Origin of the sequence: Burkholderia sp. RF2-non_BP3 (assembly GCF_001522185.1) — a bacterium.
GTDB classification, from domain to species: Bacteria; Pseudomonadota; Gammaproteobacteria; order Burkholderiales; family Burkholderiaceae; genus Burkholderia; species Burkholderia diffusa.
Window position 1 is genome coordinate 25,114 of sequence record NZ_LOSU01000024.1, and the last position, 12,344, is coordinate 37,457.

Below are 12,344 nucleotides of genomic sequence, written 5' to 3' on the forward strand. Positions count from 1 at the left end.
CGCGCCGGGGCAACCGGCGCGGTTCGGGCGTGTGATCCGATGCGTGCGCTGCTCAGAACGCGGCGGGGCGCCACTTGAGCAGGCGCTTCTCGAGCCAGGTCAGCAGATAGTCGGCGGCCAGCGCGACCACGGCCAGCACGATCATCGCCGCGAACACGCCGCTCGCGTTGAACGCGCCCTGGGCGGTGGAGATTAGCAGGCCGATGCCCTGCTTGGAACCCAGGAATTCGCCGACGACCGCACCGACCAGCGCGAAGCCGAAGCTCACGTGCAGGCTCGCGAGAATCCACGAGAGCGCGGACGGGATCACGACCGACGTGGTGATCTGCCGGCGCGACGCGCCGAGGATCTGCGCGTTCGCGATCAGGTAGCGGTCGGCTTCGCGCACGCCCTGGAACGCGTTGCCGAACACGACGAAGAACACCATCACGACGGCCAGCGCGATCTTCGACGCCATCCCGAGGCCGAGCGCGATCACGAACACCGAGCCCAGCACGACGCGCGGAATCGAGTTCGCGATCTGGATGTACAGGCCGAACACGTCGGCCATCAGCTTGTTGCGGCCGAGCACGATCCCGCAGATCACGCCGGCGACCGAGCCGATCAGGAAGCCGATCGTGGTTTCCTCGAGCGTCACCCAGACCTGCGTGAGCAGCGGCCCCTGCGACGTGCCGTTGACGAACCAGTCCTGGATCTGCGCGAAGATCAGCGTCGGCTGCGAGAAGAAGAACGAATCGATCCACTTGAGCCGCGCGGCGAGTTCCCAGCCGCCCAGCACGACGACGAGCACGGCGATCCGCAGGCCGATGATCAGTTGCCGGCGGCGGCGCAGCCGGGTTTGAGCGGCGCGCGACTCGTCCTCGAGCGACGTTGCCGGAATGGCGGTGGGGGGAAGCGTCATGTCGGTCATGCTCCTGTCCTGTCCTTGCTGCTGTCAGCCGATCTGCACTTCTTCGCGCAGGTCGTGCCAGATGTCCTTGGAAATTTCGATGAAGCGCGTGTCGTAGCGAATCTCCGACGTGACGCGCGGGCGCGGCAGGTCGATCTCGTACACGCGCTTGAGCGTCGCGGGGCGTGCGGTCAGCACGAACACGCGGTCGGCGAGCGCGATCGCCTCCTCGAGGTCGTGCGTGACGAACACGACCGAGCCCTTGTTCGCGGACCACAACTGCAGCAGCTCGTCCTGCATCAGCGTGCGCGTCTGCATGTCGAGCGCCGAGAACGGCTCGTCCATCAGCAGGATTTCCGGCTGGTTGATGAAGGTCTGCGCGAGCGCGACGCGCTTGCGCATCCCGCCGGAGAGCTGATGCGGGTAGTGCTTCGTGAACTTGTCGAGGCCGACCTTGCGGATCCATTCCTCGGCCTGCGCGTACGCGACGTCCTTCGAGCGGCCGCGAAACAGCGGGCCCGCCGCGACGTTGTCGATCACGTTGCGCCACGGGAATACCGCGTCGGCCTGGAACACGAAGCCGATGCGCGGGTCGATGCCGTCGACCGGGCGGCCCATCACGCGCACCTCGCCCGACGCCGGCTTGAGCAGGCCGGTGATGAGGTTCAGCGTGGTCGACTTGCCGCAGCCGGTCGGCCCGACGATCGCGATGAACTCGCCGCGCGCGACGTTCATGCTGAAGTCGCGCAGCGCGACGGTGGCCTTGCCTTCCGGCGAAATGAAGCGGCACGACACATTGCGAAACTCGATCGCCGGTGTGCTCGGGGAAACTGCCTGATTCATCGCATTCGTCCTGCGGGTGAGGAGGGCGCCGCATCGTGGCGACGCCGGGCCGGTCAACCGGGCCGGAACGGGGAACGCGCGGCGGCGGGATCGCCGCCGCCGGCGCCTGTATCGCTCTCGATTACTTCGCGTTCACGAAATCGTTGGTGTAGGTGCGCGCCAGGTCGATGTGCTTGCCCTTCACCGACGGGTTGAACGCCGACAGCACCTTCAGCACCGTCGCAGGGCCGTCGGCCGGCATCTTCGCGTCGGCCGTGTACATCGGCAGCGATGCCTTCAGCGCGGACACATACAGCGCCTTGTCCTTCTGATAGTCGGCCGGCATCTTCGCGGCGATTTCCTCCGCGCTGTGCGTGTGGATGAACTGCATCGTCTTCGCGAACGCGTGCGCGAGCTTGGTCGCTTCGGCCTTGTGCGAATCGGCCCACGCCGACTGCACGTACAGGCTCGCGGCCGGATAGGTGCCGCCGAGCGCGGCGCGCGTGCCTTCCAGCGTGCGCAGGTCGACCAGCACCTTCGCGTCGCCCATCTTCTCGAGCGCGGACACCGTCGGCTCGGTCGTCATCCCGGCGTCGATGCGACCCTGCTTGATCGCGGCGATGAAGCTCGCGTCGGCGCCGACCGGCAGCATCGTGTACTGCGTCGACGGCACGCCGTGCTGCAGCGCGAGGTATTGCGTGAGGAAGCTCGTCGACGAGCCGAGGCCCGTCACGCCGAGCGTCTTGCCTTTCGCGTCGGCCATCGACTTGAAGGTGGGGGCGGCCTTGGTCGACACCATCTCGACCTCGCCCGGCACCTGGCCGAACACGGCGATCGCCTTCACTTCCTTGCCTTTGCTCTGCAGGTCGATCGTATGGTCGTAGAAGCCGACGACGCCCTGCACGGCGCCCGCCAGCAGCTCGTTCTCGGCATCGACGCCGGCCGGCTGCGACAGCAGTTCGACGTCGAGCCCCTCCGCCTTGAAGTAGCCGAGCTCCTGCGTGAGCCGCGCGGGCAGGTAGATCAGCTTGGCGATCCCGCCGACCATGATCGTGACCTTGCCGCCGTCGTCGGCGAAGGCGGGGTGAGCGGCGAGCGCGCAGCTCAGGCTGGCTGCAACGGCGAGGGTGCGCAGGATGGGTCGCATCGGGGTCGTCTCCTTCGTTGTATTCGTATGGCGCGATGCTTGCTGCATCGTCCTGACGAGTATAGGGAGGCGAAACCTTCCGCTACCTTTCGCGGTCTGGCGATTCCTTTAGGGGTTTTCCAGCAATCGAGGGCTCAAGCGGCCTACCGCCACCCCACCAGCACCCTCCCCATCGCATCCAGCCCCATGTCGAACAGGTGCGCCACGAACGGCACGAGGTTCGGGATCATCAGTTGCACGAGCAACAGCCCGACCAGCATCGTCACCGGAAAGCCGATCTGGAAGATGCCGATCTGCGGCGCCGCGCGGTTCAGGATCCCGAGCGCGAGGTTGGCGATCAGCAGCGCCGCGACCACCGGCAGCGCGAGCAGCAGCCCCATCTCGAACACGGTCGCGCCGAACGCGGCGAGCGTGCGCCAGCCGGGCGCGTGCAGCAGGTCGGCCGACACCGGCAGCGACTGGAACGACGCGGCGAGCGCCGCGAATACCTGCAGGTGGCCGTCCACGGCAAGGAACGCGAGCATCGCGATCGCGTTCAGGAAACGGCCCATCGCCGGCGTCGCGCCGTTCGAATGCGGGTCGAAGAAGGTCGCGAAACCGAGCCCCATCGACAGGCCGATGAAGTCGCCGGCCGCCTCGACGGCCGCGAACACGATCTGCATCGTGAAGCCCATCGCCGCGCCGATCAGAAACTGCGTGACGACGATCCAGATGCCCTGCGCCGAGAACACGGTGACGCCCGGCATCGCGCCGAGCGTCGGCGCGACGACCAGCGCCATGAACGCGGCGATGCCGATCTTCACGCGCACGGGCACCGCCGCGTGGCCGATCACGGGCGCCGTCGCGACGAGCGCGAGCATCCGCACGAACGGCCACAGGAAAGCCGTCAGCCAGCCGTTGAGCTGCGCGTAGGTGACCGAAAACATCGCGGCGGTACGGAGTCTGGCGTGCCGCTCAGCCGGCGCCGAGCGTCGCGACGTGCAGCAGCGTCTGCCGCAGGTAGTCGAGCATCGTCGTCAGCATCCACGGGCCGGCGATCACGAGCGTCGCGGCCACCGCGAGCAGCTTCGGGATGAACGACAGCGTCGATTCGTTGATCTGCGTCGCGGCCTGGAACAGGCTCACGACAAGGCCGACCGCGAGCGCGACCAGCAGCAGCGGGGCGGCCAGCAGCAGGCCGACCATCATCGCCTGGTGCGCCAGCGTCATCACTTGTTCGGGCGTCATCGCGCGCTTCCTCCGCTTACGTGAAGCTCTGCGCGAGCGAGCCGATCAGCAACTGCCAGCCGTCGACGAGCACGAACAGCATCAGCTTGAACGGCAGCGACACGGTGGACGGCGACACCATCATCATCCCCATCGACATCAGCACGCTCGCGACGACCATGTCGATGATCAGGAACGGGATGAAGATCGTGAAGCCGATCTGGAAACCGGTCTTCAGCTCGCTCGTGACGAACGCGGGGACCAGCAGCGACAGCGGCACGTCTTCCGGGCCCTGCATCGGCGCGGCTTTCGAAATCTTCGCGAACAGCGCGAGATCGGTCTCGCGGGTCTGCTTCAGCATGAAGCTCTTGAACGGCGCGACGCCGCGCTGCACGGCCTGCTCCATCGGCATCGCGCCGTCGGAGAACGGCTTGTAGCCGTCGGCGTACGCGCGGTCGAGCACCGGCGACATCACGAAGAAGGTGAGGAACATCGCGAGGCCGACCAGCACCTGGTTCGGCGGCGTCGTCGCGGTGCCGAGCGCCTGGCGCAGCAACGACAGCACGATGATGATGCGCGTGAAGCTCGTCATCATCAGCAGCATCGCCGGCAGAAACGACAGCATCGTGAGCAGCAGCATCGTCTGCACGCTCAGCGAATAGGTGGTGCCGCCGTTCGGGCCAGGGCTCGTGTTGAACGCGGGCAGGCCGGCCGCCTGCGCGCACGCGAGCGCGGGGGCGAGGCCGAGGATCAGCACGGGCGCGAAGCGCGCCGCGTGACGCAGGGATTCGTGTTTCATCGAGATGCGAATACGGAAAGAGGGCGCGACGCCATGTCAGCGGTCCTTGCCGCGCCCGAAGCGCTTCGCGGCTTCGCCCGCGAGCGCATCGCGAAACCGCGCGCCGAACGTCCCGGGCTGGCCGCGTTCGTCCGATGCGACGCCGGCGGGGGCGTCGGCCGAAACCGGCGCCGTCGTGACCGCCGCCGAGCCGGCCGGCAGCGTATGCAGCAGCCGCACGTTGCCCGGCGCGACGCCGAGCACGAGCCAGGTATCGCCGATCTCGACGATCGTCGCGCTTTCCTTCGCGCCGAGCCCGACGCTCGACACGACCTTCAGCGGGCCGCCGCGCCGCGCGGGCTGGAACCCGAAGCGGCGCGCGAGCCACGCGCAGCCGAACACGAGGCCGATCACGACCGCGAGCCCGACGAGCGTCTGCAGCACCGCGCCGACGCCGAGCGACGGCACGGCCGAGCCGACCGTCACGCTCGACGCGATGGCGCCGGCGTTGTTCACCGCGTTCATGTCGGCGGCGCCGGCCGGCGCGCAGACGAACGACGCGGCGATGGCCAGCGTCGCCACGCTCGGCAAAAGGCACGCGCCGCGGCCGGACTTCACGACGTTCACCGATTCAGCTTCCGGATGCGTTCGGCCGGCGTGATGATGTCGGTCAGCCGGATGCCGAACTTGTCGTTGACGACCACGACCTCGCCCTGCGCGATCAGGCAGCCGTTCACGAGCACGTCCATCGGCTCGCCGGCGAGGCCGTCGAGTTCGACGACCGAACCCTGCGCGAGCTGCAGCAAATTGCGGATCGCGATCTTCGTGCGGCCGAGTTCCACGGTCATCTTGACCGGGATGTCGAGAATCATCTCGATGTCGTTGTGCGTCGAGCTGGCCGCGGCCTTCGACAGCGGCTGGAACACGCCGGCGCCGGTCGCGCCCGCCTGCACCGGCTGCTGGTTCTGCTCGGCCAGCGCGGCGGCCCAGTCATCCAGACTCGACTCTTCTTCCGCGGCGGCGGGGGCCGCCGGCACGGCCGCGGCCGATTCCGCGAGCGCCGCGTCGGCGAGCGCCTGCGGGTCGAGTTCGGGCGTCGGGTTCAGCTCACTCATATCCACCTTCCTTCATCGTGTCGCCCGCGCTGATCATCTTCTGCACGCGCAACGCATATTGACCATTGAAAATGCCGTAGCCGCATTCCATCACCGGCACGCCGTCGACCTTCGCGGTGATCGTGTCCTCGATCTCCAGCGGCAGCACGTCGCCCGCACGCAGGTTCAGGATCTTCTCGAAGGTCGACGGGATCTCGGCGAGATTCGCGCTCAGCTCGACCTCGGCCGACTGCACTTGCTGCGACAGCACGCGCACCCAGCGGCGGTCGACCTCGAGCGCCTCGCCCTGGATCGGCGACGCGAGCACGTCGCGGATCGGCTCGACCATCGAGTACGGCATGCAGATGTGCAGCGTGCCGCCCGTCGGCCCGAACTCGATCGAGAACTGCGTGACAATCACGATCTCGTTCGGCGTCGCGACGTTCGCGAACTGCGTATGCATCTCCGAGCGCACGAATTCGAACTGCAGCGGCCGCACGCTCTTCCACGCGGTCGTGTAGTGCTCGAACACCAGGTTCAGCAGCTTGCCGATGATCCGCTGCTCGGTCGCCGTGAAGTCGCGGCCCTCGACGCGCGTGTGAAAGCGCCCGTCGCCGCCGAACAGGTTGTCGACGACGAAGAACACGAGGTTCGGGTCGAACACGAACAGCGACGTGCCGCGCAGAGGCTTCACGTGCACCAGGTTCAGGTTCGTCGGGATCGGCAGGTTGCGGGTGAACTCGCTGTACTTCTGCACCTTCACCTGGCTCACGGAGATTTCCGCCGTGCGCCGCATGAAGTTGAAGATGCCGATCCGCAAGAGGCGCGCGAAGCGGTCGTTGATGATCTCGAGGCCGGGCATCCGGCCGCGGACGATCCGCTCCTGCGTCGCGATGTTGTAGGGGCGGACGCCCGACGTGTCGCGCTGCTCGTCGACTGAATCGGTTTCGCCCGTGACGCCCTTGAGGAGGGCGTCGACCTCCTCCTGGGACATGAACTCCTGGTGGCCCATGCGCGCTCCTTGTCCGGCCGCGTTATTGGACGACGAATTCGGTGAACAGCACGTCGTCGACCTTCGCGCGCTGGTTGCCCGGCTGCGTCGGCTGTTCGATCAGCTCCCGCAGTTCCGTCGCGAGCGAACGCTTGCCGTCCGGCGTCGCGAGATCCTCGGGATGCTTGTTCGACAGCGCGAGCAGGATCCGGCTGCGGATCTCCGGCATGCGCGCGGTCAGCTGCTCCTGCGCCTTCGGGTCGGTGAGCTTCAGCGACAGGCCGACGCGCAGGTAGTGCTGCACGCCGTCGTCCGATTGCAGGTTGACGGTCAACGGGTCGAGCGGGAAGAACACCGGCGCGGCAAGCGGCGCGGGTTCGGCGGGCGCGCTCGCATGGCCGACGCCTGCCTTGCTCAGGAACACGTACATGCCGCCCGCGGCGGCGGCGGCCGCGCCCAGCGCGATGACGGCGATGAGCGCGATGCGCTTGAACTTGCCGGACGAAGCCGGCTTGTCGGCGGTCGGGTTTGCAGTCGTGGAGGCCATGTGAATGCGTGCGTGATGTCTCGTAGCATGCATTGTTCGGCATCCGGGCCAAGCCCGATGGGCGGAAAAGAGGGGGGAATTGCGGCTATCTCAGCCGATTGTCGGGCGGGTGTCGGCTCGATGCAGGGCGGGAACGGCGGGGCGAGGCGCGGCCGGCGGGCGCCGGGGCTGCGCGGCGGAGCGGGCTGGCGGCGGCGCCCACCCGCGCGGTGTCAGATCGGCAACAGCGACAAGAGCGGCGCGATCAGCACCATCGCGACGCCAGCGATCATCATCGTGAGGCTCGACACGACGCCTTCCTCGCTGCCGATCTCGCGCGCCTTCGCGGTGCCCACGCCGTGGGCGGCGGCGCCGAACAGCGCGCCGCGCGCGAGCCGCGTGCGCATCGGCACCAGCGCCAGCACGATTTCGCCGAGCAGCATCCCGCAGATGCCGGTCGCGATCACGAAGAGGGCGGTGAGGTCCTTCGGGGCATGGATCTTGTCGGATACGGCCAGCGCGAACGGGGTCGAGACCGAGCGCGTCATCAGCGAGCGCTGCAGCTCGGGCGACAGGTGCAGCAGCTTCGCGAGCAACAGCGACCCGCACACGCCCGCGCCGATCCCGACCGCGACGCCGACCGACAGCGACAGCCAGTGGCGGCGGATCAGGTCGCGGTACTCGTAGATCGGCACCGCGAACGCGATCGTCGCCGGGCCGAGCAGCCACATCAGCCAGCGCGTGTCGCGGAAATAGACCGAATACGGGATGCCGGTCAGCAAAACCAGCAGCACCAGCACGCCGGGCACGAACACGAGCGGCGAGAACAGCAGCGTCTTCCTGTACGCGTAAAGCCGCTTCGACACAAAATACAGGACGACCGTCAGCACGAAGCAGCCGATGGAGATCGCGGTATTCACCTGGTCGGCGGACAGGTTCGACAGCAGCGCAGGCATTCCAGGCTCCGGCTCAGTGGGCGGACACGGTGGCGAGGCGCGCGCGGCGGCGCTCGGCGAACACGCGCTGCGCGGCGAGCCGGCGTTCGAGCTTCGCGGCGAGGTCGACCGCCACCGCCACCGCGACCATCACGAAGGCGGTGCCGGCGAGCATGACCAGCGCGATACGCCAGCCGTCCTCGCGGAACAGCCCGCCGTACTGGACGGCCGCGACGGCAGCCGGCACGAAGAACAGCAGCATGTCGGACAGCAGCCAGTTCGCGCCGTCCTTGACCCACGCGGGCGCGACGCGGCCCGAAAACAGCAGCGCGAGCAGCACCGCGAGGCCGATCACGCCGGACGGCACCGGCAGCCCGACCGCGCGTACCGTCCAGTCGACGGCCATCCACAGCACGCCGAGCGCGGTGGCCTGAAGCACGATCCGGCCCGTACGCGCAACGTTGCCCGAGGCGGCGGGGCGGGCGGCGGCAGTGGCGGTCGGCTGGGTCATGGCGGGCTCCATACAGATGTTTCGTCGATGGTGTGAGTATAGGGTTTCCCCTAACCATAAATAAAATGACTTGTCTCTATCCTTATCATTCCAATTCGGAATTCAGTTTGTGTTCGCTGCACCAACCTGGGGAGTGATCGATGGAATTGCGCGCGCTGCGGTACTTCGTCGAGGTGGTCCGTCAGCAGAGTTTCACGGCGGCCGCCGACCGGCTGTTCGTCACGCAGCCGACCATCAGCAAGATGGTGAAGGCGCTCGAGGACGAAATCGGCTCGCCACTGCTGCTGCGCGACGGCCGGCAGATGGTGCTGACCGACGCGGGGCGGATCGTGTTCCAGCGCGGCCAGGACGTGCTCGCGGCGCAGGCGCAGCTGCAGTCGGAGCTGAAGGATCTCGGCACGCTTGGGCGCGGCGAGCTGACGATCGGCATTCCGCCGCTCGGCGGGTCGCTGTTCACGCCGATCATCGCCGCGTACAAGCAGCGCTATCCGAACATCGAACTGAAGCTGTTCGAGCAGGGCGCGCGGATGATCGAGGCCGCGCTGATGTCGGGCGAGCTCGAGCTCGGCGGGCTGCTGGAGCCGGTCGATCCCGCCACGTTCGAGCGGTTGCCGATGGTGCGTGCGCCGCTGTGGCTCGTCGCGCCGCGCGAGTCGCGCTGGGAGGACCACAAGGCCGTGCCGCTCGCCGATCTCGCGCGCGAGTCGTTCGTGTTCTACGCGGAGAGCCTCGCGCTGCACGATGCGGTGCTCGACGCGTGCCGGCAGGCCGGCTTCACGCCGTCGATCGTGAGCCGCAGCGGACACTGGGATTTCATGGCGGCCCTCGTGCACGCGGGCGTCGGCATCGCGCTGTTGCCGGAGCCGTACTGCCGGCGGCTCGACGCGCGGCAGTTCACGTGCCGGCCGATCGTCGAGCCGGAAATCACGTGGGCGATCGCGCTCGGCTGGCTGAAGAAGGGTTACCTGTCGCACGCGGCGCGTGCATGGCTCGAGGTCGCGCGGGCGACGCTGCCGATCGCGTCGGGCGACGATCTGGCGTTCGGCGGATTGCTGGCGCGGGAGTGAGACCCACCGCCGGGATGGAAGAGGAGCGGGCCGGCGCCGGCGCGGCCCGCCGCGCGTTCAGTGCCCCATCGCCGGCCCCGCGCCCTTCTTCGGCTTCGTGATCCACACGAGCGCCGCGAGCGCGATGAACACGCCCGCCGACAGGTGGAAGAAGTCGTTGGTCGCCATCATGAAGCCTTGCTGCGTGACGAGCTGGTTGAGCTGCGCGTTGGCCGTCTGCCCGACGATGCCGAGCTGCGCGAGCGCGCCCTGGTAGTCGGTCGTGCTCTGCGCGTAGACGCTCACCGATTCCGACAGCCGCGCGTGGTGGTAGATCGCGTCGTTCTCCCAGAACGTCGAGCTGGCCGCGGTGCCGATCGCGCCGGACAGCGTGCGCAGAAAGTTCGACAGCCCCGACGCGCTCGCGAGCCGCTCGTCGGAGATGCTCGACAGCGTGATCGTCGTCATCGGCACGAAGAAGCACGCGACGCCGATCCCCTGCACGAGCCGCGGCAGGATCACGTGGTTGAACGGCACGTCGAGCGTGAACGTCGAGTTCCAGATCGACACGCCGGCGAACACGACGAACGCGAAGCTCGCGACCATCCGCAAGTCGAGCCGGTGCATGTTGCGGCCGATCAGCGGCGACAACACGAGCGCGAGCAGCCCGACCGGCGCGGTCGCGAGGCCGGCCTTGCCGGCCGTGTAGCCCATCACCGTCTGCAGCCACAACGGGAAGATCACGACCGAGCCGAAGAACGCCATGAAGCCGAACGAGATGATCATTGCGCCGAGCGCGAAGTTGCGGTCCTTGAACAGCGACAGATCGATCACCGGTTCCTTCTCGGTCGCCTCCCACACGAGCATGAACGCCAGCGACACGACCGCGATCAGCGCGAGCGCGACGATGAAGGTCGAGTTGAACCAGTCGCGGTCCTTGCCGAGGTCGAGCATCATCTGCAGGCACGACACGCCGATCACGAGCAGCGCAAGGCCGACCGCGTCGATCCGCTGCCTCGTCGTCTTCGTCTCGCGGCCGCGCAGCAGGAAGTACGCGCAGGCCGCCGAAAAGATCCCGATCGGCAGGTTGATGTAGAAGATCCAGGGCCACGTGTAGTTGTCGCTGATCCAGCCGCCCAGCAACGGGCCGAAGATCGGCGCGACGATCACCGTCATCGCCCATAGCCCGAGCGCGAGCCCGCGCTTCGCGGGCGGATAGCTGCGCATCAGGATGGTCTGCGACAGCGGCACCATCGGCCCCGACACGAGGCCCTGCAGCAGCCGGAACGCGATCAGCGTCTCGAAATTCTCCGCGAGGCCGCACAGCGCCGACGCGATCGTGAACGCGAGCACCGACAGCGTGAACAGGCGCACTTCGCCGACCCGCCGCGCGAGCCAGCCGGTCAGCGGCACCGCGATCGCGGACGCGACCGAATATGACGAGATCACCCACGTGCCTTCGCTCGTCGCGACGCCGAGGCTGCCCGAGATGGTCGGCACCGCGACGTTCGCGATCGACGTGTCGAGCACTTCCATGAAGGTGCCGAGCGCGAGCCCGACGGTGAGGAGCGCGAGCGCGCCGCCGGTCAGCGGCGCGGGTTCGGCGGGACGGGGCGCGGCGGATGCCGTGGTGGCGGACATCGGAATCTCCTAGACGCGGCGCGCGCGACGCGCCGGCACGGCGCACGGGCGCACGATATCGCGCGGCCCGGCTGGTTGGCGGGTGAGGGGAGAGACGGAGCACGTGCCTTGTCATCTTCTGCCCAGACAGAGAAATAAGCGACTGCTTAACCTAGACATCGGGCCTCCGTGCTCAACAATCCGGTTCGTCGGGCTTCGGGCAGCCGGTGTCGCCGGGCCCGTTGGCGATGAACCGCTGCAGCAGGCCGGTGAGCTGCGCGAGTTCGTCGGCCGAGAAGCCGGCGAGCTGCGCGTTCAGCGCGGTCGCGATCAGCGACGGCAGCGCGCGGGCCGCTTCGGCGCCGCGTTCGGTCAGCGTCAGCTCGATCACCCGGCGGTCCTGTTCGCTGCGCGAGCGTGCGATCAGGCCCTTGCGCTCGAGCCGGTCGAGCATCCGGGTCATCGAGCCGCTGTCGTACGACATCTTGCGCGACAGCTCGAACGGCGTGCGCGCATAGCCGCGCGACAACAGCAGGATCACGCCGATCTGCTGCGCGGTAAGGTCGTACGGCTCGAGCGCGCGGTCCATTCGCTCGACGAGCGCCTGCCGGGCCTTGGTCAGGTAATAACCGAGGCTCGTTTCCAGTGCGATGGTGTCGGGATCGTAGAGGCCGCCGTTCATGCGAATTGCGCGCGCAGCAATAGTGCGTTTCAGGTCAAAACGCGCCCAGTATCTTGAAAATTAATTGCTTAGTCAATATTATTTCAGGCAACCAGTT

At 67.8% G+C, this 12,344-nt stretch carries 15 protein-coding genes; 1 reads left to right on the plus strand and 14 read right to left on the minus strand.

The features are described from left to right. Positions 1 to 52: 52 nt before the first annotated feature. From WS45_RS09460 to WS45_RS09515, 12 genes are all read right to left on the minus strand, one after another. Positions 53 to 910 carry an ABC transporter permease gene (locus WS45_RS09460; RefSeq protein WP_107938093.1) on the minus strand — a complete coding sequence of 286 codons (858 nt, stop codon included), beginning with the start codon at positions 908 to 910 and terminating at the stop codon, positions 53 to 55. Between the two features lie 24 nt (positions 911 to 934). Next, positions 935 to 1,732 (minus strand): ABC transporter ATP-binding protein, encoded by a 798-nt coding sequence (locus WS45_RS09465; RefSeq protein WP_059531344.1) that lies wholly within the window; start codon positions 1,730 to 1,732, stop codon positions 935 to 937. A 121-nt stretch (positions 1,733 to 1,853) separates the two neighbouring features. Next, positions 1,854 to 2,858: an ABC transporter substrate-binding protein gene (locus WS45_RS09470; RefSeq protein WP_059531428.1), complete on the minus strand. Its 1,005-nt coding sequence runs from the start codon at positions 2,856 to 2,858 to the stop codon at positions 1,854 to 1,856. Between the two features lie 143 nt (positions 2,859 to 3,001). Then, a complete protein-coding gene (gene fliR, locus WS45_RS09475) occupies positions 3,002 to 3,784 on the minus strand; it encodes a flagellar biosynthetic protein FliR (RefSeq protein ID WP_059691479.1) in 783 nt (260 codons plus the stop codon). 28 nt (positions 3,785 to 3,812) lie between these two features. Then, positions 3,813 to 4,085: a flagellar biosynthesis protein FliQ gene (fliQ, locus tag WS45_RS09480; protein ID WP_006750427.1), complete on the minus strand. Its 273-nt coding sequence runs from the start codon at positions 4,083 to 4,085 to the stop codon at positions 3,813 to 3,815. A gap of 16 nt (positions 4,086 to 4,101) precedes the next feature. After that, complete coding sequence (gene fliP / locus WS45_RS09485) at positions 4,102 to 4,863, minus strand: flagellar type III secretion system pore protein FliP (RefSeq protein WP_059699556.1); 762 nt, start codon at positions 4,861 to 4,863, stop codon at positions 4,102 to 4,104. A 36-nt stretch (positions 4,864 to 4,899) separates the two neighbouring features. Next, positions 4,900 to 5,469: a flagellar biosynthetic protein FliO gene (gene fliO / locus WS45_RS09490; protein ID WP_059699558.1), complete on the minus strand. Its 570-nt coding sequence runs from the start codon at positions 5,467 to 5,469 to the stop codon at positions 4,900 to 4,902. Continuing rightward, positions 5,466 to 5,957, minus strand: coding sequence for a flagellar motor switch protein FliN (fliN, locus tag WS45_RS09495; RefSeq protein ID WP_059531336.1), 492 nt, complete (start codon positions 5,955 to 5,957; stop codon positions 5,466 to 5,468). Before fliN ends, fliO begins: the two co-directional genes overlap by 4 nt. Next, positions 5,950 to 6,948 carry a flagellar motor switch protein FliM gene (gene fliM, locus WS45_RS09500; RefSeq protein ID WP_059531334.1) on the minus strand — a complete coding sequence of 333 codons (999 nt, stop codon included), beginning with the start codon at positions 6,946 to 6,948 and terminating at the stop codon, positions 5,950 to 5,952. The genes fliN and fliM overlap by 8 nt, the downstream gene beginning before the upstream one ends. 22 nt (positions 6,949 to 6,970) lie before the next feature. Continuing rightward, positions 6,971 to 7,507 carry a flagellar basal body-associated protein FliL gene (gene fliL / locus WS45_RS09505; protein ID WP_059531331.1) on the minus strand — a complete coding sequence of 179 codons (537 nt, stop codon included), beginning with the start codon at positions 7,505 to 7,507 and terminating at the stop codon, positions 6,971 to 6,973. 179 nt (positions 7,508 to 7,686) lie between these two features. Continuing rightward, positions 7,687 to 8,409 carry an LrgB family protein gene (locus tag WS45_RS09510; RefSeq protein WP_059699560.1) on the minus strand — a complete coding sequence of 241 codons (723 nt, stop codon included), beginning with the start codon at positions 8,407 to 8,409 and terminating at the stop codon, positions 7,687 to 7,689. A 13-nt stretch (positions 8,410 to 8,422) separates the two neighbouring features. Beyond that, positions 8,423 to 8,899: a CidA/LrgA family protein gene (locus WS45_RS09515; RefSeq protein ID WP_059531325.1), complete on the minus strand. Its 477-nt coding sequence runs from the start codon at positions 8,897 to 8,899 to the stop codon at positions 8,423 to 8,425. Positions 8,900 to 9,039: 140 nt separating this feature from the next. Between WS45_RS09515 and WS45_RS09520 the strand changes: the two genes are divergently transcribed. Beyond that, positions 9,040 to 9,966 (plus strand): LysR family transcriptional regulator, encoded by a 927-nt coding sequence (locus WS45_RS09520; protein WP_059531322.1) that lies wholly within the window; start codon positions 9,040 to 9,042, stop codon positions 9,964 to 9,966. Positions 9,967 to 10,023: 57 nt separating this feature from the next. Here WS45_RS09520 and WS45_RS09525 read toward each other — a convergent pair whose 3' ends face one another. After that, positions 10,024 to 11,586, minus strand: coding sequence for a DHA2 family efflux MFS transporter permease subunit (locus tag WS45_RS09525; protein ID WP_059699562.1), 1,563 nt, complete (start codon positions 11,584 to 11,586; stop codon positions 10,024 to 10,026). A gap of 172 nt (positions 11,587 to 11,758) precedes the next feature. Then, entirely contained in the window at positions 11,759 to 12,247 is a 489-nt protein-coding gene (locus WS45_RS09530) for a MarR family winged helix-turn-helix transcriptional regulator (RefSeq protein ID WP_059699564.1), read from the minus strand. Positions 12,248 to 12,344 lie beyond the last annotated feature (97 nt).

What these genes read in the sequence shown, in the direction of transcription:
- WS45_RS09465 (WP_059531344.1), bottom strand. Translation starts at nt 1,732, where the DNA reads ATGAATCAGGCAGTTTCCCCGAGCACACCGGCGATCGAGTTTCGCAAT.
- fliR (WP_059691479.1), bottom strand. Translation starts at nt 3,784, where the DNA reads ATGTTTTCGGTCACCTACGCGCAGCTCAACGGCTGGCTGACGGCTTTC.
- fliM (WP_059531334.1), bottom strand. Translation starts at nt 6,948, where the DNA reads ATGGGCCACCAGGAGTTCATGTCCCAGGAGGAGGTCGACGCCCTCCTC.
- WS45_RS09520 (WP_059531322.1), top strand. Translation starts at nt 9,040, where the DNA reads ATGGAATTGCGCGCGCTGCGGTACTTCGTCGAGGTGGTCCGTCAGCAG.
- WS45_RS09525 (WP_059699562.1), bottom strand. Translation starts at nt 11,586, where the DNA reads ATGTCCGCCACCACGGCATCCGCCGCGCCCCGTCCCGCCGAACCCGCG.
- fliQ (WP_006750427.1), bottom strand. Translation starts at nt 4,085, where the DNA reads ATGACGCCCGAACAAGTGATGACGCTGGCGCACCAGGCGATGATGGTC.
- WS45_RS09470 (WP_059531428.1), bottom strand. Translation starts at nt 2,858, where the DNA reads ATGCGACCCATCCTGCGCACCCTCGCCGTTGCAGCCAGCCTGAGCTGC.
- fliL (WP_059531331.1), bottom strand. Translation starts at nt 7,507, where the DNA reads ATGCATGCTACGAGACATCACGCACGCATTCACATGGCCTCCACGACT.
- WS45_RS09510 (WP_059699560.1), bottom strand. Translation starts at nt 8,409, where the DNA reads ATGCCTGCGCTGCTGTCGAACCTGTCCGCCGACCAGGTGAATACCGCG.
- WS45_RS09515 (WP_059531325.1), bottom strand. Translation starts at nt 8,899, where the DNA reads ATGACCCAGCCGACCGCCACTGCCGCCGCCCGCCCCGCCGCCTCGGGC.
- WS45_RS09460 (WP_107938093.1), bottom strand. Translation starts at nt 910, where the DNA reads ATGACCGACATGACGCTTCCCCCCACCGCCATTCCGGCAACGTCGCTC.
- fliN (WP_059531336.1), bottom strand. Translation starts at nt 5,957, where the DNA reads ATGAGTGAGCTGAACCCGACGCCCGAACTCGACCCGCAGGCGCTCGCC.
- WS45_RS09530 (WP_059699564.1), bottom strand. Translation starts at nt 12,247, where the DNA reads ATGAACGGCGGCCTCTACGATCCCGACACCATCGCACTGGAAACGAGC.
- fliP (WP_059699556.1), bottom strand. Translation starts at nt 4,863, where the DNA reads ATGAAACACGAATCCCTGCGTCACGCGGCGCGCTTCGCGCCCGTGCTG.